We start from the raw sequence: 19,596 nt of genomic DNA, 5'->3' as shown, positions 1-19,596 counted from the left end.
GCGGTCGCGCGACGGCTGTCGTCGACATGCGGAATGCCGCACGACCGCGATCGATTCGGGTGGTGAACCGCCGGACGTCACGCAACCGGCGGGTGGATGAGATCAGGCGTGATCGAACTCGTGGTTGCGCACGCCGTCGTAGAAGGCGTCGATCTCGTCCTGATCGAAGACGAGCTCGACGCGGGTGTCGGTCGCCGCGGGGGCCGCGGCGAGGCTGAACACGTACAGGCCGTCCCCGCGGCGCTGCAGGCTCAGCGGTGCGTCGCCGGCGTCCCCGTCCCGCACGGCCGTTTGGTAGCTGTCGAATTCGGCATCGGTGAGCAGGAGCAGCTCGCTGTCCGGCAGCGTCGTCGCGGGAGTCGTCGCGGCGGTGCTGCGCTTGTCGTCCCAGACCGCCGTCCAGCCCTGCTTGCGCGCGATGCGGACGCAGTTCTGGTTCGGCGAGCTGCGCGTGGCCTTGCGGAATTCGCGCACGGTGAAGGTGGGTAGCAGCGTCATCGGTGTTCCCTTTCTACGGGGTAAAAATGCAGATACGCGGGAAGGTCTCCCGCGCACTACCGGGTGTACCTATCCCTTGTAGCCAACCGCGGCGAAATTACACGGGCGGGCCGGATCCTCCAGGTCGACCGGGCCTTCCGGTCGCCAATCGGGGAGATAGACGATGCCGGGGTCGACGAGCTCGAAACCCTCGTAGAAGGCGGCGAACTCCGCCCGGCTGCGCATGGTCACCGGATCCGAGGTCTGGTCGTAGATGTCGATCGCCTCCGCCGCCGTCTGCTGGGCCTCGGCGGGCATCTCGGACGTCGAGCTCTGGCTCATCGCGACGTAACTGCCGGCGGGCAGCGCATCGCGCAGGCGGGCCATGACCTCGAGCGGGCGGTCGCTGTCCGGGATGAACGGCCACACGCTGACGATGAGCAGGCCGATCGGCTCGTCGAAATCGAGCAGCCGGCGGGTATCGGCATGGCCCAGAACGACATCCGGCAGCCGTAGATCACCCTCGATGATCGCGGCGCGGTGCAGTTCGCCCTGATCGGTCAGCAATTCGTGTGACCGGGTCACGGCCTCCAGGTCGTTGTCGACGTAGACCACCCGGCTCTCGGGGGCCAGCGCGCCGACGACCTCGTGGGTGTTGCCGACGGTCGGCAGGCCGGAGCCGATATCCAGGAACTGCCGGATCCCCTGGGCGACCATGAATTTCGTGCTGCGCCGCAGAAACGCCCGGATATGGTGCGCGATCACGTCGGCGTAGGGCAGCACCTGGAAGACCTGCTCCCCGAACACCCTGTCGATATCGAAGATGGCCTCGCCGGACAGATAGTAGTGGTACAGACGGGCCGCTGACGGCTTGGTGGCATCGATCTCACGGGATTCGAAGGCATCGTCGCTCACGGCGTCCCCGAGGCGGACTGCATCATCGGTTCCCTCGCTTCGCTCGGTCACTGGCGGACTCCTTCCGGACGGCGTTGTCCCGGCGTCCTACGCGCCGGTGAAGGATTTTCGGCGGAACGATCGCGCGACATGCTCGATGAACGCGCGGGTGTCCGAGGCCGAGAGCGCGGCCGCGGACAGCCGGGACCACACCGCCTCGCGGGCGGTGACGGCCGGCTTGTCGTCGATATAGCGGATGTCGCCCTGACTTTCGACGATCGCGATGTCCAGATCCCCGGCCGCACCGGGGGAGGGCACGCGGATCAGGGTGAAGCGGTCCTCCGCGCCCGCACCGCGGGTGGTGACCGTGAACGGCAGCACCTGGATGAGGATGTTGGGCCGCTTCGACAGCGCCAGTAGGTGTTCGAGCTGCTCCACCATCACCGCGCGGCCGCCGTATTCGCGGCGCAGGCAGGATTCGGACAGGATCGCGTGGAACTGCGGCGGATGGGCGGCCACCAGGATCTGCTGGCGTGCGAGCCGGGCCTGCACCGAATCCTCCACGGTGACTCCGTCCGGATCGACGTCGTCGGCGGGGCCGGGGTCGTGTAGTGCGCGAATATAGGACTCGCACTGGATGAGTCCGGGCATGATCTCGGCCTCGGCCACGCGCAGCTTTCCGGCGTGCGCCTCGAGATCCACGAGCAGGCGCAGGTCCTCCACGTAGGCGCGGCGGTACCCGGTGTTCCAGAATCCGCGCTTGTGGTTGTCGCGACGCAGTTCCTTCAGCGATTCGAGGTAGTTCTCCTCGGTGAAGCCGAGTTCGGTGGCCAGCCGCTCGAGATCACCCACGGTGATCGAGCCCGCGCCGACCACCAGCATGGCGATGCGACTCTGGCTGGTCTCGATGATCTTGGCGGCCTCGCTCTGGCTGACACCGGCGGAGCCGAGCATGTGCTCGATTTCCCGCCCCAGCAGCAGTTTTCGTGCGGTGCGCAATCGTGTACCCATGGACGTCAGCGCGCCGGCAGGTCGACGCGCCTGAAACTCCTTCCGCGGCAACCACTTTCACTGAAGAAGGCGACACATCAACTGCAGCGCAACTGTAGCCTTCAGGTGATAATCACGCTAGCATCTATCACGTTGGAGATTATCATGTTTTCGGTATCACGGCGGTCCCCGCGATCGGCGCGATACGCCTCGGCGGAGGGGGAGTCGGATGTCGGCGACCACGCAATTGCGCTCAGCGCCTTGCCAATTCGGTGACGGCAGAAATTGCCGAGATCTCGCCGGTGAGCTGTCCGATCCGCTTGCGCGTCGCATACTGCACGCCGAGCACACCCCCTGGTGTACCAGATGGCTGGACGCGGTGGCGTACCTGTCGGCCGGGCTGGATGACGACTGATATGGACATATCGCTGTGGCCGATGGGCTGGCCGCACGAGGCGCCCGAGGAACCGCTGACCGTCACCGAGGCGCATTTGACTATGCAGCGCCATCGCGGCTGCCTGCGCGAGGAGTGTCCGCGCAAGGCCGCGGCCTATCGAACCCTGGTGGAGGAGGGCCGGATCCGGCCGGATTCGGGTCGGCCGGCGTGAACTCCGTTCAGCTGCCATAGGTTCGGGCGACCAGCGCCGAGCGCAGATGCCACAGTCCGCTGGCCTGGGTCGGATCGAAGCCGGTGAGCTGGCCGATGCGTTTGAGACGGTAGTCGACCGTGTTGGTGTGCACATGCAGCAGCCGTGCGGTGCGCTGGCGATTGAGATTGTGCGCGATGTGGGTCCGCAGCGTCTCGAGCAGTTCGGGGTGCTCGTCCAGCGGCTCGAGCAGCGAGCCGAGATATTCCCGGCCCGGCCCGGGGCGGGTCAGCTGATATTCCAGGGCCAGTTCGTCGAAGCGGTACAGCCCGGGCTCGGACCGCAGCCGCTGCACCATGTCCAGCAGTTGATGGGCCTGGTCCGCGGCGGTCGGGATGTCCGCGGCGGCGCTGGCGACGACCGCGGCGGTGATCGGAACCCGGGCGGCGCGCGTGAGCCGCGCGACGAGTTCGGCCAGGGCGTCCGCGTCGAACCGGCCCGAGGGGATCAGCAGGGTGCCACCGTCCACCGAGAGCAGCGACAGCAGCGATTCGCCGCAGCGCAGCGCCAATTCGGCCTGCACCCGCCGCAGCTTGCGGCGGGCCACCACGGTGGCGTCCAGCATCGGATTGGACTGCTCGGGATGCGCCGGAATCGCCACCGCCAGCACGTCGTACCGCTCGGCGATCTCGATTCCGCATTCGCGGGCCATGGTGGAGGTCGGGTGCCCGCCCAGCAGCGCCGAGGTCAGGGTGTGCACCGCGGTGTGATGCTCGCTGACCGCGGCCCGCAGCTCGCGCACATAGGCGACGGACACCGCGGTGGTCATGGTGTCGAGCATCTCGACCACGCGCTTGGCGCAGTGCGCGAGGCTCTCGTAATCGTCGGCACCGAGGGTGAGCACGGTCCCGGCCGGCACCTCGGCGGCGCCGACCGCATGCCGGAGCGCCGTGCCGGTGACCAGGTCCAGGCCGATCTTGAAGCCCTCGTGGATGGCGTGGTGGATGGTGTTGATCGGCACGCCCTCGCGGGCCCACTGCCCGGCGGCATCCTCGAGCCGCTCGGTCTTGGCGCGAATGTCCTTGCCGTCGAGCATGCTGACGGCGAGCTCGAGGCAGGTGCGCGTGATGGTGGTTACGTCACCGGCGATGGCATCGCCCGGCAGCGTGCCGCACGGTGCGACATTCTCGACGAAGTGGCCCACCATCTGCCGGGACAATGCCCAGACATCCTTGAGCGGCAGCGACATCGGGCGACCGGCCATGGTCAGGGGAGCGGAGATGGACACCTGCGTACTCCTTCAACCCCCGGTTACCGCTTCCCCCGTTACTGCAGTGCCATCACCGTAATCGTTCCGAGACCGGCCGTGACGAGTTTCCCGGACGGTAGTGACGTTTGGGAATGCGGTGCCGCACAGCCATAGTGATCGTTCACAACGATGCCGCGCCCGCCTGTGTGGTGGGTCGGCGCGGTACGGACCCGACGCGAGTGATCTCCGTCGCGTTTCGGTTGGCGGCGGAACCGCGAGCGGTAGCCCGATCGTTGCGCCCATGGCCCCCCGTCCCTCGTGGCGGCCGGACCGCGGACAGTGTCGAACGCAGAACCGTGAGGCGGCGGTATGAACGATCACAGAATTACGGCGATTGGGCGGTGTTGCGCTGTCATTCTGGCCGCGGCGCTGGCTCTGGTTCCCGGGCTGGCGCGCGCGGACGTGCGGCCCGCCGCGACGACAGGCGACGGCTCCCACATCGACCACACGGTGCCGATCGACGCCCGCCGGTCCACGGTGTACGTGTATTCGGCCGCGATGCGCCGGGTGATCGCCCTGGATGTCATCCGCGCCGCCGACACCAGCGTGCCGCGCCCGACGCTCTACCTGCTCGATGGTGCCGAGGACGGCATCGGGCCGGGCGGTCGCGAGACGTCGTGGGAGACCCAGACCGACGTGATCCCCTTCACGGCCGACAAGAACGTCAATGTGGTGACCGTCCTGGACGGCCGGTACTCCTATTACACCGACTGGCAGGCCGAGGATCCGGTGCTGGGCCGCAACAAGTGGACCACCTTCCTGACCGAGGAATTGCCCGCGGTCGTCGACGCCGCCTACGACACCAACGGGCGCAACGCCATCGCGGGGGTCTCGATGTCGGCCACCTCGGCCCTGGCGCTGGCCGAGGCCGCGCCCGGTCTCTACCGCAGCGTCGGCTCGTTCAGCGGTTGCGCACAGACGAGCACCGATCCCGGTCGCCGGTACGTGCAGGCCGTCGTCCTGTCCGGCGGTGGCAACCCCTGGAACATCTGGGGCCCGGACGGCGCTCCCGGCTGGGTGGCCAACGATCCCTCGACCGACGCCAATCTGGCCAAGCTGCGCGGGACCAACCTGCACATCAGCGCGGGCACCGGCGGCCGCGACGCTACGGGCGTGACACCCGCCGCGGGCGGCGCGCTGGAATCGGTCGTTTCCGGCTGCACCCGTCGGTTGCAGGCGTCCATGAGCCGGTTGGGCATTCCGGCAACCTTCCAGTACGTGCCCGGCGGACAGCACTCCTGGCCGTACTGGCAGCTGTCGCTGCACGCGGCGTGGCCGGGATTCGCTCGCTCCCTGGGAATCTGACGCCGTCCACCGTCTCCGAGCATCCGGTGGGCGAACCGATCCCATCCGGCGAGCGTGCCGCGCCGAATACCTGAACAGGATGTCCGGCCCGCCGCGACGTGCGGTCGGCGGCCCCGCCGGACCGGCGAAACACCGTGGAGACGAAAGGATTTCGATAGATGATTCCGCATTTCATCCATCAGCTCAGCAGTGCCTTCTCGACCTTTATCGGCCAGCTGCTGGTTCCGTAGTACGGCCCGGTATCAGTTCCTGCGGGCGATGCCCGCGTAGCCGTCCAGCGGCCGGATCTCCGGCATCGGCTCGTCGGGGTCCGGCCGCCACTGCGCCAGATACACCAGGCCCGGGTCGACCAGCGTGAGATCGCCCAGCAGACCGGTGATTTCGTCGTGGGTGCGCAGCCGGTCGCCGCGGCCGGTGACCTGCTCGGTGACCGCGAGCATCCGGTCCAGCTGTTCGGGCGGGCCCTCGTTGGTCAGATGGGACACCGCCAGATGGCTTCCGGGCGCCATGATCTCGCGCAGCCGGTCGAACAGGTGCTGCGCCACCGCATCGTCGGTGACGAAATGCAGCACCGACACCAGCAGCACCGCGATCGGGCGATCGAAGTCCAGGAACCCGGTGACCTGGGGTAATTGCAGTACAGCATCGATGCGGGTGAAATCCCCGTGTGTCGCGGTGGCATTCGGGTTATCGGCCAGCAGCCGCCGGCTCATCGTCACCGCCACCGGATCAATATCGACATACACCACGCGCGCACCGGGGACTTCGCGCTGCGCGATCTCGTGCACATTCCCCACCGTGGGAATGCCGGACCCCAGATCCAGGTACTGATCGATGCCCTGTGCGGCAAGGAATCCCACCGCCCGCTGCAGGAATGCCCGATTTGCCCGTGCGGTACGCGGAATCTCGGGAATGATCCGGCTCATCCGCGCGGCGATTCGGCGATCCACATCGAAGTTGGCGAAACCGCCCAGGAGGTGATCGTAAATCCGTGCGGGGCTGGGAATATGGGGATCGATATCATCGGCGGCCCAGTCCGGTAGCAATGGTTGCACGGGGTTCATCGTAGGCCGGTCAGGCCGACCCCCGCCGTGATGTCGATGCTGTGCAGTACCCAGCGGTTCGGGCCCGCCGCCTTGGCCCGGTACAGCCCGGCGTCGGCGGCGTCGAGCAGCTTCTCCGCATCGGCGCCGGACACCGGGGTGACCACCGCACCGATGCAGGCCGAGATCGTCAACCGGTGCTCGTCCACCGGGATGGGGTCGGCCAGCGCGCTCAGCAGCGCCTCCGCAACCGCCGAGACCCGCACCGCATCGCACGGCGGGGCGAGCAGGATCACGAACTCGTCGCCGCCCACCCGGGCCAGGGTGGCTCCGTCGGCCGCCACGGCCAGCCGGCTCGCGACCGCGGCCAGCAACCGGTCGCCGACGCCGTGGCCGTAGGTGTCGTTGACGGCCTTGAAACCGTCCAGGTCGATGAAGCCCAGACCGATCCGGTCGTCCGGATCGGCATCGACGATGATCTGCGCGAGCGTGTCGACCAGCTGACGGCGGTTCGGCAGCCCCGTCAGTGGATCGTGGCGGGCCTGGCGCCGCAGTTCGGCCTGCAGGGCGCGGCGTTGGGTGGTGTCCTCGCCGACGATCAGCAGGTAGGCCGCGCGGCCGCCGGCCTCGGGGACCAGGGTGATGGCCCAGGCCGCCCAGCCACCGTCGCCGTCGGCGCGGGTGTAGCGCAGCTCCAGGCGCACCGTGCCGGATCCGGCGGCGAACAGCTCCTGGAAGATGCGGGACTGCACCTCGTCGTGATCGTCGGGATGCACCAGCTCGGAGACCGGCTGTCCGCGCAGCCCCGCCAGCGGCTTCCCGACCATCGCGGCCAGGGCCGGATTGGCGTCCACGACCCGGCCTTGGCTGTCGCCGATGCCGATGGCGATAGCGGCATTGTCGAACACCACCCGGAACCGCGCCTCGGCCGCGTTGCGGGCATCGGCCATCGCCGCATGCAGCATCTCCTGATGGCGGGCGCGGGTGGCCAGCAGTTCCTCGGTATAGCCGCGGGCCAGCTCGCCCAGCGCGGGGATCAGACGATTGCCGTGCGGTGCAATCAGATCCGCGAGCGGGGCCAGCGCGCGGGCCGTGCGCGAGAGCACCTGCGGATCGGTGAGATTCGCGTGGACCAGCCGCGCTCCCACCGCGGCGGCCGCGTTGGTGTCGAGCGATTCGCCCGACAGGGTGGCGACCAACTTGTCGATCAGATCGGAGAGCAGCTGTTCGAGTTCGCGTTGGGACATGGGTACGAAGCCGGTATCCGCGACCGCGCTACGCCACCGGCTGGCGAGTTCCGCGATTCGGTGATCTCGTATCAAACCCACCCCCGCTCAATCCGACGTTGCGACTTGCGGGAACGACGTGTTGCCGAACCAGAATTCCAGGTTACCGTGTCGGTGCAAACTGTTCGCGCCGACCGGGGTTCCGGGCGTCGGGGCGGACCGCCGCACGGCCGCCGGAGCCGGTGAAACCACGAAGCCCCGGAGGTCTCGGGACCGCCGGGGCTCGGTAGAAAACGCTGCTGGGGCTACTTGTTGGCTTTGTGATATGCGGCGACGACTTCGGAGGAAATTCGGCCGCGGGCCGACACGGTGTAGCCGTTTTTCTTGGCCCATTCCCGGATGGCGACGGTTTGCTCGCGATCGGCGGCGGACTTCGGGCGCGCGGAGGCTCCCGCCTTCAACCGGCCCACCTTGCGCGCTTTATCCGTCCACTGCTCGAGGGAGCCGCGAAGCTTGCCGGCATTCAACGTGGACAGATCGATTTCGTAGGCCACACCATCGATCGAGAACTGTACGGTCTCATCCGCTTTGGACTTACCGTCGTAATCGTCGATGAGTGTGACAGTGACCTTCTTGGCCATCACTGAGCCCTTTCGCACGGACACGGATCAACTCGGATTGCATATACCGTACAGCAACGTCAGGGAATGCAGCGAATCCAACGCTATTCGGCGTTTCAGGCCGGGATTCTCGGGAAAGAGTGTTAATGATTCCGGCGGGTGCTGGAATTGTCCGGCGCGGGAGGATTCGGATATGTGAATGCGGTGTTGTCGGTGCTGGTGAGGCCGTTGCGCCCGATCCGTGCGCGTCGGGCGGGCGCGTGAGCCGGGGCTCGGCGCGGGGATGCGGGAGCTGGTGCCGGAGTGTGCATTTCACCGCCGTGCGCGTTCAACCGGCTCGGCGCCGTGGGTCCGGGCGTCCCCATCGCGTCCGGGCGATATGTCAGCGGGGCGCCGAGACAAGGGACAGAATCTCGGCGGTGGTGGCGGTCTCGCCGAGCCGGGGGAAGATCTTGGTGACGCTGTGCTCGTGGGAATCCGCATCGCGGTCGCCGCAGGCGTCCGTCGCGACGGTGACGTGATATCCGTGCTCGTGTGCGGCGCGGGCGGTGGATTCGACGCCGATGCTGGTCGCGATTCCGCTCAGCACGATGCCGGTGACGCCGCGTCGGCGCAGCTGCAGGTCCAGCTCGGTGCCGTGGAAGGCGCCCCAGTGGCGCTTGGTAATGACGATGTCGGTGGGCTGCACGTCCAGCTCGTCGATGAGCACGTCGAAGCCCTCGGGCACGCCACCTCTCCGGCGCGGGGCCTCGGTGCGCCCGGGCGGCATGTCCGAGCCGTCGGCGGACCAGGAGACCCGGACCAGCACGACCGGCAGCCCGGCCGCGCGGAATGCGCGTGCGAGCTCCACGTTGCGGGCGACGATGTCCGAGCTCTCGTGCGGTGCGGTCCGGGCGGCGGCGATGCCACGCTGCAGGTCGATGACGACCAGGGCGGTGCGGGGATCGAGGGTGGTCGCGGGCATGGATGTCCTCTCGGGGCTACTTGTTCTGTGGGGCTCAGGGTTCGAGCAGTCGCCGCAGCAGCGGAATCGCCGCGAGCAGCGAATCCTGCTCGGCGCGGCTCAGCTTGTCCGCCATCGAGCGGGCCAGCCAGTCCTCCTTGGCGGTCCGTACGGCGGCGAGCTGCTGCTCGACCTCGGGGGTGGCCGACAGCAGCACCTGCCGCTGATCGGTCGGGTGGGGGCTGCGGCGGACCATGCCGCGCTCCTCGAGTGCGGCCAGGGTGACCCGCATGGATTGCGGGCGTACGTTTTCCGCGCGGGCGAGCGCGGCCACGGTGGCCGGGCCGTCGGTGAGCAGGCGGTCCAGCACCACGCTCTGGGAGGGGGTGATCTCCATCGTGGAGTGGGCCACGCGCAGCTGGCGCAGGATGCGGGCGAGTGTGACCCGCAGTTCGGTGGCGGCGACAGCGAGCTCGACGGCGGACCGGGTCTCGCCGGGGTGCGCATCGTGCTCAGGGGTCGCCGCCATGAGCCCAGTATGAAATATAGCAGATAAACTTGCAAGTTTTGCTGTCATATTACGACGGCCGGGCTCAGGGTCGTCATGTGTGGGACAGTCTGGCCGAAAACGGAAACGGCCTGGTGATGCACCGCCCATTGCGATACATCACCAGGCCGTATGTCGGCCGATCCATCCGGGTATCCCCGAGTCCGTGCGCCGGGCGGATCGGCCCGCCTGTGTTATCCGGTGATCTGCTGGAAGATCTTCACTCCGACCAGCAGGACCGCGATGAGCAGGTAACCGCGCAGCGCGATCATGCCCGCCATCCGCAGCGAGGAGAACGCCGGCCGCTCCAGGGTGTCCAGCGCGGGGGTGCGCCAGGTGTCGCGGTCCTGCGCGAGCACCTGCTTGCGCTCGGCGCGGCTGAGCTTGGTGTCGTCGAGCTCCTCGATCTGCTCGGGGTCGAGCCCGCCCAGCTCCGCCGCGGTGCGCTCGGCAGCCTTGCGGTCGGCGCGCCGCTTGCCGAGCGCGACGGTCACGCCGCCGAGTGCACCGACCAGCACACCGATGCCGAAGCCGATCTCCAGCGTGCGGGTGGAGGTGTTCGGGAAGAACGTCGTCGTGGTGAGCGCCAGCGACAGCAGCACGAGCGACCACACGATGATGCCCGCCATGATGTTCTGCCGCGTGGTGTTCACCCACGGGCCGAGTACCGCCTTGTCGTTGCACAGCAGCACCAGGAACACCGTCGCCGAGGGGAGCAGCACCCCGGCCAGCGCCTGCACGCCCTGGGTCAGCAGCCCCAGCACGTGATCGGGGCTGAACGCCACCGCCGCGGCGATGCCCAGCAGAACCGCATAGCCGATGTAGAACAGCGGCGCCTCGGTGATCTTCCAGTGCAGCGAGTGCCGCTTGCCCATGGTGTCGCCGAGGGCGTAGGTGGTCGCGAGCCCCACCGCGTTGGCGCCGATCAGTGAGGCGTCCAGCAGCAGGATCGCGAACAGCGCGCCGGCGCCCTGCCCGAGGTGGTCGTGCAGGCCCTTCGCCACCGTACCGGCATCGGTGAAGTTGCCGATGGCGCTGGGCCCCAGGCCGAAGGCGGCCGCCGCCGTGATCGCGATCGCGCCGACCATCACCACGACGATGCCGACCCACAGGTCGATCCGCTCGAACTTGATCCAGCGCGGGGTGATCCGCTTGTCGACGATGTTGGACTGCTGGAAGAACAGCTGCCAGGGCGCGACGGTGGTACCGACGATGGAGACGATCAGGAGCAGCAGCGTGGAGTTCAGGCCGCCGGGGAACGACGGGATGATGCCCTTGGCGGTGGAGGCGATGTTCGGGTGCACCATGAACGCGAGCGGGAACATCACGATGTTGATCGCGATCAGCCCGAACAGGAACCGCTCCCAGCGCCGGAACGACCCGCCCGCGACCATCGCGAACAGCAGCACTGCGGCCAGCGGAATCGAGACGGCCCGGGGTACGCCGAAGTAGTTGAGCGCCATGGTGACACCGATGAATTCGGTGACGATGGTCAGTGCGTTGACGATGAACAGGTCGCCCACGCTGAACGCGCCCCAGAACTTACCGAAGCGGGAGAAGATCAGCCGGGCGTGCCCGACGCCGGCGACCGCGCCGAGGCGGACCACCATCTCCTGGTTGACGTAGAGCACCGGGACGAGCAGTGCGAGGGTCCACACCAGCGCCATGCCGTAGTTCTGCCCGGCCTGCGCGTAGGTCGCGACGCCGCCGGCGTCGTTGTCGCCGACCATGACGATCAGGCCGGGGCCGATCACGGCCAGCAGCATGCGGAACCGCTGCCAGCGGGTGCGGCCCTCGATGGTGTCGTGCTGCCCGATGCTGCCCAGGGCGCCGACGATGTCGCCGACGTGGGCGCTGTCCATCACGGCGGTGCCCGCCGTCGCGTCGGATGCGGGTGAGGTGACGGTGGTGGTGCCGCGGCGGGTCGCGCCGTTGGAGAAGAAGGCCATCGCCGTTCCCTCCTTCCTCGAATATGTTGCTGTGCTGCAAAATTCGTACGCCGTGACAATCGCTGGCCGACGCGTTGACGACGCGGGAATTCCCGGTGGGGCCGCGCTGAGGTGTTCATCGCTGGTCGGGCCCGGGCATCGTTGCCCGGGCTTCGGACGCGCCGGATATGCCGACGAAATCTACTGTCGGCGTATCCGGGATGGGTTGCGGCGCAGGCATTTCCGGCCTATCTCGCGAAGGGGTGTCCTACCGGTGGTAGGCGTGCCCGCCGAGGGATGCGGTGACCACCGCGAGCGGAGTCTGTGCGGCGCGCAGGTTGTGGCGCTCCTCTGGGGTGAGGTTGTAGCGCGCGCGGACGCGGCGAGCGGACTCGCCGAGTGCGGCCATCATCGAGTTGCGACGGGTGAAGGTGTTGAAGGTCATGACCTTGCTCCTTGCGGAAGGCCAACTGCCGCAACTGATTTCATGCCCGTCTGATCGCACGGAAACCGGCATCGACCTACCCGCCGACGGATGTCGCCGGGGGTGCCGATGGCTGGTTTCTGCTTGCGGTCAGGCAGGGATGATGTCGCAGCAAGTTGGGAACGAAACGGGTTTTCGATCCGGACTCGGATACGGACTATCGCCGGACATTGGTCGTCCCTCACCTCCTTGCTGCCAGGACGCACGCGCACGTCGTTACTCGGGTCAGCGCCACCACGAATGAGAGGGGAGATGAAACCCGGCCTCGAACGACCGAGTGGGCACCCCTCTCGTCAGAGCTTCGGCACTGAACGACGTATCCCGGACGGGAAGCCACTTCGGATCACCCCTTAATCCGGGAAGATCTGTCCTAACCCTGGGCGTCTCTCGACGTCGTCGGATCAGTGGCCTGTGTTCGAACAGGAGCCTCGCCTAGCGAGGTGCTGACCACGAAATGTTCAACCATTTCGCCTGAGATGTCAAGTTGACCGCGCCATATGGCGAAAGATTTTGTCCCGCAACCGCTTTCGCGTACCGACCGGAAGGTTCACTTCGGTAGGGGAAATCGCCGGAAGCGGTCTCCTTGCATACATAGCGATGTGTGCATATTATCTGAACGGACCAGACGCGACGAAAGGAGCATGCCCATGGGGGCAGGACACGCCCACGGCCACGCGCACGGCGGCGGCCACGCGCACGCACATGCCACACCGGACAGCGACCGTCGCTGGCTGGCCGGGGCGCTGGCGGTGATCGTGGCGTTCATGCTCGGCGAGGTGATCGTCGGTATTGCCGCCGGTTCGCTGGCGTTGCTGTCCGATGCCGCTCACATGCTGACCGACGCCGCCTCCATCGTGCTGGCGCTGTGGGCGATCCGCCTGGCCGCGCGGCCCGCCGCCGGGCGGATGACCTTCGGCTGGAAGCGGGTGGAGATCCTGTCCGCGCAGGCGAACGGCCTGACTCTGCTGCTGCTCTCGGCGTGGCTGGCCTACGAGGCCGTGCGCCGGCTGCTGTCTCCGCCGGAGGTCGCCGGCACCCTGGTGCTGATTACCGCGCTGGTCGGGGTCGTGGTGAATCTCGCTGCGACCTGGATGATTTCGCGCGCCAACCGGACCAGTCTGAACGTCGAGGGTGCCTACCAGCACATCCTCACGGACCTTTTCGCCTTCATCGCGACCGCGGTCGCCGGTGTGGTGATCGTGACCACCGGATTCGCCCGCGCCGATGCGATCGCGACCCTCGTGGTGGTCGCGCTGATGGTCAAGGCGGGGGTGGGCCTGGTCCGGGCCTCGAGCCGGATCTTCCTCGAGGCCGCGCCCGCGGATCTGGATCCCACCGCGATCGGCCAGGCCATGGCCGCGCGCGACGGCGTCGTCGAGGTGCACGACCTGCATATCTGGGAGATCACCTCCGGCTCGCCGGCGCTGTCCGCGCACGTGCTGGTGGAGCCCGGCCGCGACTGCCACGCGGTGCGCCTGGATCTGGCGCACTGGCTCGAGCACGACCATCACATCGAACACGCCACGCTGCAGGTCGACCACGCGCAGCCGGAAGTGATCGCGCTCGGAGCGGATATCGCCGCCCACTGTGAGGACGCTCACGGCCCCGCGCATCGCAGCCCCCACGTGGTTGGTCACTGAAAAATCCGCGGGTGGATACTGGCAGCCGTGGGATGGATCGAGACGCCGCTGACCATGCAGTCCGTGTTCGAGTCCTGGCGCTGGGACGCCTCGACGGTCGTGGTGACCGCCGCGCTCGCGGTGGGATACGCGATGGCTCGGTCGCGGGCGGCGCGGCGCGGTGCGGCGACCCAGCCCGCCGGCCGGGTGGCGCTCTTCGGAGTGATGGGCCTGGCGCTCTGGCTGCTCACCGGGATCAGCGTGGTCGGGGTCTACTCGGACACGCTGATGTGGGTGCGGGCGCTGCAGATGCTGCTGCTGCTGTATGTGGTGCCGTTCGGCTTGGCCAGCGGCCGGCCGCTCACGGTGCTGCGCGATGCTCTCGGCCCGGTGGGCCAGGCGCGCCTGGACCGGCTGCTGGACTCGACGATCGCCCGCGCGGTCACCTTCCCGCTCGGCCCGTCGCTGGCGATGCTGGCCGCGCCGTGGCTGTTGTATCTGTCGCCCTGGTACGAGATCGTGCTGCGGAATTCCGCGGCCGACACGCTGACGCGAATCGTGCTGGTGTGCATCGGTTTCGTGTACTTCTACTCCCGGCTGCAGGCCGATCCGGTGCCGCACCGGTATTCGCAGGGGCTCTCGCTGCTCATCACGATCTTCGAATCCCTGGCCGACGGAATACTGGGCATCGTGCTGTGGTGGGGCCCACTGATCGCGGTCGGCTACTACACCGCGGTGGGGCGGCACTGGGGTCCGGACCTGCGGATGGATCAGACCATCTCGGCGGGCATCATCTGGGTGCTGGGCGATGTGCTCGGGCTGCCGTACCTGCTGTCGCTGATGCGGGCATGGGCCTCGGACGAGCGGCGCAAGGCCGCCGAACTCGACGCGGAACTCGATGCGGCCGAGGCGGACTCGCCCGCGCCTGCACCACGGCGCAAGTTCAGCCGGAGCGCGGCCGAGCCCGAGACGGGCGAGGCCGCGGCGACCAGCGGCCTGTGGTGGGAGAACGATCCGCAATTCCGGCAACGCTTCCGGAGGTGAGCCCCGCGCGGCAACCGGTGTTGCCCCGCAGGGCTCTCGCCGTGCTCAGATCTTGCGGATGACCGTGACCACTTTGCCCAGGATTTGCGCATCGTTGCCCGGGATCGGCTCGAACAGCGGGTTGTGCGGCAGCAGCCACACCTCCTTGCCGGTGCGCTTGAACGTCTTGACCGTGGCCTCGCCCTCGATCATCGCCGCGACGATATCGCCGTTGTCGGCGACGTTCTGCTGACGCACCACGACCCAGTCGCCGTCGCAGATCGCGGCGTCGACCATCGACTCGCCGACGACCCTGAGTAGGAACAGCGAACCCTCGCCGACGAGCTCGCGCGGCAGCGGGAACACGTCTTCCACCGCCTGCTCGGCCAGGATCGGGCCACCGGCGGCGATCCGGCCCAGCACCGGCACATAGGTGGGGATCGGCTGATCGGCTGCGGCCGGCTCGCCGGGCACGGACCGCAGGGCCGTGACCCCGGCGACCGCCCGCACCGCCGTCTCGTCCAGGCCCCGGACATCCACGGCGCGTGGGCGATTCGGATCGCGGCGCAGGTAGCCCTTGCGCTCGAGCGCGCGCAACTGGTGCGCGACAGAGGAGGTGGAGGTGAGCCCGACCGCATCGCCGATCTCGCGGATGCTCGGCGGATAGCCGCGCTCGCTCACCGAGGTGCGGATGACCTCGAGCACCTTGCGCTGGCGCGCGCTGAGATCGGCTCCGGTGCCGGGCGATTCGACATCGTCGCCCGCGGAGACGGGATCGTCGCCGGCGTCGCTTCCGTCTACGGTGCGCTCTCTCATGCTCGCACCTCGCCGACGCTCGCTCCGCTTCGCTCACTCACGGTCGTAGTCCTCCCGTTCATGGGTGTGCTTGATCCTCCTCGCCCGGGCCAGTCCGGTTTCGTGATCCGAATGTAGTCCGCTCGCCGCCAGGTTTCAAACATCTGTTCGACGCATGTTGTGAAGGTGGTGACTTTGTCAGTGGTGCGTGGTAGAAATCGAACACCAGTTCTTCGAACACATGATCGAATCCCGGATATCCATCCTGTTCACCGTCCCTGGAGGTCTGTCCGATGCGCGCCACGATCAGCGAATTCGATATCACCACAACCGATCCCGCCCGCGTTGCCGCGCCGCGCGGGTTCCGGCCGTCGGGTCCCGCGGCCCGGCCCGCAGGGTCGGCCCGCGGCGTGGGCGCCCGCCGGCCGGGTCCCGCGCGGCCCGCATCGGCCGGCGTGCGGTACGGCCACGCACAGGTCCGGGCCTCGCGCGTGCCGCATCCGGCCGTGCAGGTGGAACGGGCGCGCTTCGGACTGGCGAGCCTCGCGCTGGCCGCGCTGCTCAGTGCGGCGGCCGTCTGTGGATTGCTCGAGCTGGGCCAGCTCCGCTCCGGCGCCGTCGCCGCCCCGCAGACCACGGTGGTGCAGGTGCGGGAGGGGGAACCGCTCAGTGAGGTGGCCGCGCGGGTGGCGCCCGGGGTGCCGGTGCAGGATACGGTGCGCAAGATCGTGCAGCTCAACGCATTGCAGGGCGCGCAGGTGGCTTCGGGTAGCACGCTGATCGTGCCGGTATCCGGACGGTAATCCCCGTGCGCCGCGGCGGCTTCGACGCCGCATCCGAGTCCGTACAGTCCGGCAGGTATCCTCAACAGTGCTGTGAAAATACAGCATGGCTATGGACGACTGCAGGCATCGACGAAGGAACTCGGATGCATTGCCCGTACTGTCGGCACCCGGACTCCAGGGTGGTCGACTCGCGTGAGGCCGAGGAAGGCACGGCCATCAGGCGTCGTCGTGCCTGCCCGCAATGTGGGCGGCGATTCACCACCGTCGAGAACGCGATCCTGTCGGTGGTCAAACGCAGCGGTGTCACCGAGCCGTTCAGCCGGGAGAAGGTGATTCGCGGCGTCCGGCGCGCCTGCCAGGGCCGCGAGGTCGACGACGATGCCTTGATGTTGCTGGCGCAACAGGTCGAGGATGCGGTGCGCGCCACCGGATCTCCCGAGGTGCCCAGTCACGAGGTGGGCCTGGCCATCCTGGGCCCGCTGCGCGACCTCGACGAGGTCGCCTACCTACGCTTCGCCTCGGTCTACCGATCCTTCAGCTCCGCCGCCGATTTCGAACACGAGATCGCGGATCTGCGGCGCCGCCGCGCCGATAGTGAGCGGGCGGACTCCGAGCACGCGGTGGCCGCGGCCAAGGACTGAGGTCGCGGCCGGACTCTTCCTCGGCCGACGGTCCGTTCGAGGGATTTCCGGGTGGCCCGGCGAACGCTCGAACCGTCGCATGGACGGCGGACGGCTCAGTCGGCGCGGGTTCCGGAGGCCAGGAAGATCGGGACCGCGACGAACAGCCGGTCGTTGCGTGCCCGCGCGGCTTGTTCGTCGAGCCAGTCGCCTTCCGCGATGTTGGCGAGCACCGGCAGGACCGCGGCGTCCGTCCACACAACGGTATGAACGTCTACTGTGACGTCGGTAAAGCCGTTGTCCAATAACAGGTTCCGGTATCGGCGGGCGATTCTGGGGCTGGGCATACGATCCGCACGGGCGTGAACGAGCGCGCGGACGAGTTCGGGATCGTCGGAGTCGATGACGAACGTGTCCCAGTCCTGCCCGGTGAGCACCGCGCGCCCGCTTCGGGCCAGCACACGCCGCGCCTCGACGATCGCGCGCTCGGGTTCGGTGAGGGCGTGCAGAACCTTGTCGGCGCGGTACCCGGTCACCGAGCCGTCGTCCAAGGGCAGCGCGGTGGCGTCGGCGACATGGAATTCCGCTGCGGGCCAGCGTTGGGCGGCGATCTCGATCATCGCGGGATCCAGGTCCAGACCGATGGCCCGGACCCCGCGGGCGGCAAGCTCGCCGACGGCACGCCCGCCGCCGCAGCCGACGTCGACGACGGTATCGCCGAGGCCTTCGTATGTTCGCAGCCGCAGATCGCGGGCCTGCGGACGGTCGTCGAGGGCGTCGAGGAGAGACAGCAACGTGGACATGGCCGTCAGTGTGCGACTTAATGTGCACATGAAGTCAATCGGCGAGGCTGCGGCCCTGTTCGGGCTGCCCGCACACGTGCTGCGGTATTGGGAGACACAAGGACTGCTGACACCCGCCCGGGCGGGTGAGCGCCGCCGCTACACCGATGCGGACCTGCACCGGGTGGCGGCGATCCTGATCTCGAAGGACGCCGGCTTCGCACTCGCGGACATCCGGACCATGCTGACCGCCCGGTCCGCATCCGCCCGCGCCGAGGTGGCGGCCCGGCATCGCGAGCGACTCCTGGCCCGGATCGCCCGGGCCCGGGCCGCGCTCGACCTGCTCGAGGGCGATTGCCCGCACGAGGACATCATGACGTGCCCGCATTTTCGAGCGCTCCTGTCCGACCGGCTGCGTGGTGGTGCGCAAGCGGTTGACAGTGAACCCGACTCCTGATTGGTATCGCGGATTCCTCGGTGCGGCACCGGGAATCGGCTACAAGGCGCGGCCCAGGGCTTCGGTCAGCGCCACCGGGGTGATCTCGAGACGATCGAAGCGCCAGCCGTTTTCGGTGCGGCGCGCCCCGTAGTGGTGGACTCCGGCCGCGACGGCCGCGGTCTTGTCGTCGATGGCGAACACCGCGATGTCGTGAGCGCGCACCGTGGCGGTATCACCGTCGAGGTCGATGACGAGGTTGGCCTTGTTGTGCAGGGTTCGCGCATAGGTGTCGTGGCCCGGGCGCACGAGTCCGAGAAGGGCCTCGATGCCGCTGGCGTGTCCGCGGGGAGAGGTGACGAGGACATCCTCGGTGAAGATCCGGTCGGTCTCGTCGAACCGGCCCTCATCGATCCACACGCTGTGACGCGCGATCAGGTCGGTGAGTTCGGCGCGGTCGGCGAGATCGCGGATCAGGGTTTCGGTGCTGGTCATGGTAGCTTCCTTCATCTGTTAGGAGCACTAACGTTTGTGCTACTAACGAATCTAGATCGTTAGTGACACTAACGCAACCGGGGTAGGCTGTCGTCATGGAGACCAGCGACGACGACCTGCGATTCGATGAGGGTGAGCAGACTCCCGCGCGGCTCAAGGGGCAGCTTTCTCGCCTCGTCGGATTTACTGCCGCGCAGACGCACCGCGTCGCGGGCGACGCCTTGCGCGCGGTCGGGGCCCACAAGGACCACTTTGTGGCGCTCGCCGCGCTGGCCGAGTTCGGCCCCGCGAGCCAGGCGGTGCTTTCCGGACGCACCCGGATCTACAAGAGCGACCTCGTGTCGGTTCTCAACGACCTCGAAGACGGTGGCTGGGTTCGCCGGGCCCTCGACCCGGCCGACAAACGACGCAACGTCATCACCATCACCGCCGCGGGCGAACGCCACCTCGCCGAACTCGATCGTGTCCTGGACGGCGTCAACGAGCACATCATGGCCCCGCTCGACCGCGACGAACGCGCGCAGCTGTTCGATCTGCTCGGCCGCGTCAACGCCCACCTCGCCAACCCGCCCCGCCACGGCTGATCCCCAAGCTCGCATCGACCCGGCACGCGGGAAATCATCACGGCCTCAGTAATTTTCGCACGGGGTATCGCAGACCGGAGGTGAGCCGAGCGTGGCGACGATGT

Annotated in this window: 22 protein-coding genes and 1 riboswitch; of the genes, 8 read left to right on the top strand and 14 right to left on the bottom strand. The window is 68.0% G+C overall.

Annotated features, from left to right (window positions below):
* Positions 1-102 precede the first annotated feature (102 nt).
* The 3 genes from ABH933_RS12750 to ABH933_RS12740 all read right to left on the bottom strand — a co-directional run bounded on the left by ABH933_RS12750 (position 103) and on the right by ABH933_RS12740 (position 2,382).
* Complete coding sequence (locus ABH933_RS12750) at positions 103-498, bottom strand: hypothetical protein (protein WP_429417588.1); 396 nt, start codon at positions 496-498, stop codon at positions 103-105.
* Positions 499-567: 69 nt separating this feature from the next.
* Positions 568-1,443 carry an SAM-dependent methyltransferase gene (locus tag ABH933_RS12745; RefSeq protein ID WP_429417585.1) on the bottom strand — a complete coding sequence of 292 codons (876 nt, stop codon included), beginning with the start codon at positions 1,441-1,443 and terminating at the stop codon, positions 568-570.
* A 36-nt stretch (positions 1,444-1,479) separates the two neighbouring features.
* Positions 1,480-2,382, bottom strand: coding sequence for a helix-turn-helix domain-containing protein (locus ABH933_RS12740; RefSeq protein ID WP_215921822.1), 903 nt, complete (start codon positions 2,380-2,382; stop codon positions 1,480-1,482).
* Positions 2,383-2,765: 383 nt separating this feature from the next.
* Between ABH933_RS12740 and ABH933_RS12735 the strand changes: the two genes are divergently transcribed.
* Entirely contained in the window at positions 2,766-2,969 is a 204-nt protein-coding gene (locus tag ABH933_RS12735; protein ID WP_429455027.1) for a hypothetical protein, read from the top strand.
* A 7-nt stretch (positions 2,970-2,976) separates the two neighbouring features.
* Here ABH933_RS12735 and ABH933_RS12730 read toward each other — a convergent pair whose 3' ends face one another.
* Complete coding sequence (locus ABH933_RS12730) at positions 2,977-4,197, bottom strand: PucR family transcriptional regulator (protein WP_429417813.1); 1,221 nt, start codon at positions 4,195-4,197, stop codon at positions 2,977-2,979.
* 369 nt (positions 4,198-4,566) lie between these two features.
* On the opposite strand from ABH933_RS12730, the gene ABH933_RS12725 reads away from it, so the two are divergent.
* On the top strand, positions 4,567-5,562 hold the full coding sequence (locus ABH933_RS12725) for an alpha/beta hydrolase (protein ID WP_429417580.1): 996 nt from the start codon (positions 4,567-4,569) through the stop codon (positions 5,560-5,562).
* 242 nt (positions 5,563-5,804) lie between these two features.
* Here the strand turns inward: ABH933_RS12725 and ABH933_RS12720 are convergent, their stop codons facing one another.
* From ABH933_RS12720 to ABH933_RS12690, 7 genes are all read right to left on the bottom strand, one after another.
* Positions 5,805-6,617: an SAM-dependent methyltransferase gene (locus tag ABH933_RS12720; RefSeq protein ID WP_429417577.1), complete on the bottom strand. Its 813-nt coding sequence runs from the start codon at positions 6,615-6,617 to the stop codon at positions 5,805-5,807.
* Positions 6,618-6,622: 5 nt separating this feature from the next.
* Positions 6,623-7,933 (bottom strand): diguanylate cyclase domain-containing protein, encoded by a 1,311-nt coding sequence (locus ABH933_RS12715; RefSeq protein ID WP_429417574.1) that lies wholly within the window; start codon positions 7,931-7,933, stop codon positions 6,623-6,625.
* Between the two features lie 203 nt (positions 7,934-8,136).
* Entirely contained in the window at positions 8,137-8,472 is a 336-nt protein-coding gene (locus tag ABH933_RS12710) for a histone-like nucleoid-structuring protein Lsr2 (protein ID WP_429417571.1), read from the bottom strand.
* A gap of 361 nt (positions 8,473-8,833) precedes the next feature.
* Positions 8,834-9,415, bottom strand: coding sequence for a hydrolase (locus ABH933_RS12705; RefSeq protein WP_429417569.1), 582 nt, complete (start codon positions 9,413-9,415; stop codon positions 8,834-8,836).
* A gap of 34 nt (positions 9,416-9,449) precedes the next feature.
* Positions 9,450-9,923, bottom strand: a complete 474-nt coding sequence (locus tag ABH933_RS12700; protein WP_429417566.1) for a MarR family winged helix-turn-helix transcriptional regulator — start codon at positions 9,921-9,923, stop codon at positions 9,450-9,452.
* Positions 9,924-10,135: 212 nt separating this feature from the next.
* Positions 10,136-11,890 carry an NRAMP family divalent metal transporter gene (locus tag ABH933_RS12695; protein WP_429417563.1) on the bottom strand — a complete coding sequence of 585 codons (1,755 nt, stop codon included), beginning with the start codon at positions 11,888-11,890 and terminating at the stop codon, positions 10,136-10,138.
* 247 nt (positions 11,891-12,137) lie between these two features.
* A complete protein-coding gene (locus tag ABH933_RS12690; protein WP_429417820.1) occupies positions 12,138-12,314 on the bottom strand; it encodes a hypothetical protein in 177 nt (58 codons plus the stop codon).
* Between the two features lie 317 nt (positions 12,315-12,631).
* Positions 12,632-12,800: riboswitch (M-box (ykoK) riboswitch) on the bottom strand.
* Positions 12,801-13,000: 200 nt separating this feature from the next.
* On the opposite strand from ABH933_RS12690, the gene ABH933_RS12685 reads away from it, so the two are divergent.
* Together ABH933_RS12685 and ABH933_RS12680 are read left to right on the top strand one after the other, a co-directional pair.
* The gene (locus ABH933_RS12685; protein ID WP_429417561.1) at positions 13,001-13,993 is read left to right on the top strand and encodes a cation diffusion facilitator family transporter; all 993 of its coding nucleotides are present in this window, start codon (positions 13,001-13,003) and stop codon (positions 13,991-13,993) included.
* A gap of 54 nt (positions 13,994-14,047) precedes the next feature.
* The gene (locus ABH933_RS12680) at positions 14,048-15,016 is read left to right on the top strand and encodes a cytochrome c oxidase assembly protein (protein ID WP_429417811.1); all 969 of its coding nucleotides are present in this window, start codon (positions 14,048-14,050) and stop codon (positions 15,014-15,016) included.
* Between the two features lie 45 nt (positions 15,017-15,061).
* On the opposite strand, the gene lexA is transcribed toward ABH933_RS12680, so the two are convergent.
* On the bottom strand, positions 15,062-15,811 hold the full coding sequence (gene lexA / locus ABH933_RS12675) for a transcriptional repressor LexA (protein WP_429417558.1): 750 nt from the start codon (positions 15,809-15,811) through the stop codon (positions 15,062-15,064).
* 272 nt (positions 15,812-16,083) lie between these two features.
* Here lexA and ABH933_RS12670 point away from each other — a divergent pair, with 272 nt between their 5' ends.
* Both ABH933_RS12670 and nrdR read left to right on the top strand, forming a co-directional pair.
* Positions 16,084-16,593: a LysM peptidoglycan-binding domain-containing protein gene (locus tag ABH933_RS12670; RefSeq protein WP_429417555.1), complete on the top strand. Its 510-nt coding sequence runs from the start codon at positions 16,084-16,086 to the stop codon at positions 16,591-16,593.
* A 125-nt stretch (positions 16,594-16,718) separates the two neighbouring features.
* Entirely contained in the window at positions 16,719-17,216 is a 498-nt protein-coding gene (nrdR, locus tag ABH933_RS12665) for a transcriptional regulator NrdR (protein WP_215921854.1), read from the top strand.
* Between the two features lie 95 nt (positions 17,217-17,311).
* Here the strand turns inward: nrdR and ABH933_RS12660 are convergent, their stop codons facing one another.
* Entirely contained in the window at positions 17,312-17,998 is a 687-nt protein-coding gene (locus ABH933_RS12660; protein ID WP_429417552.1) for a methyltransferase domain-containing protein, read from the bottom strand.
* Between the two features lie 28 nt (positions 17,999-18,026).
* On the opposite strand from ABH933_RS12660, the gene ABH933_RS12655 reads away from it, so the two are divergent.
* Entirely contained in the window at positions 18,027-18,434 is a 408-nt protein-coding gene (locus ABH933_RS12655) for a MerR family transcriptional regulator (protein ID WP_429417549.1), read from the top strand.
* 39 nt (positions 18,435-18,473) lie between these two features.
* Here ABH933_RS12655 and ABH933_RS12650 read toward each other — a convergent pair whose 3' ends face one another.
* A complete protein-coding gene (locus tag ABH933_RS12650) occupies positions 18,474-18,908 on the bottom strand; it encodes a nuclear transport factor 2 family protein (protein WP_429417546.1) in 435 nt (144 codons plus the stop codon).
* Between the two features lie 95 nt (positions 18,909-19,003).
* Between ABH933_RS12650 and ABH933_RS12645 the strand changes: the two genes are divergently transcribed.
* Positions 19,004-19,492 carry a MarR family winged helix-turn-helix transcriptional regulator gene (locus ABH933_RS12645; protein WP_429417543.1) on the top strand — a complete coding sequence of 163 codons (489 nt, stop codon included), beginning with the start codon at positions 19,004-19,006 and terminating at the stop codon, positions 19,490-19,492.
* Positions 19,493-19,596 lie beyond the last annotated feature (104 nt).

Origin of the sequence: Nocardia sp. GP40, assembly GCF_050434125.1 — a bacterium.
Classification (GTDB): Bacteria; Actinomycetota; Actinomycetes; order Mycobacteriales; family Mycobacteriaceae; genus Nocardia; species Nocardia albiluteola.
This window is presented reverse-complemented; position numbering and strand designations above follow the sequence as displayed.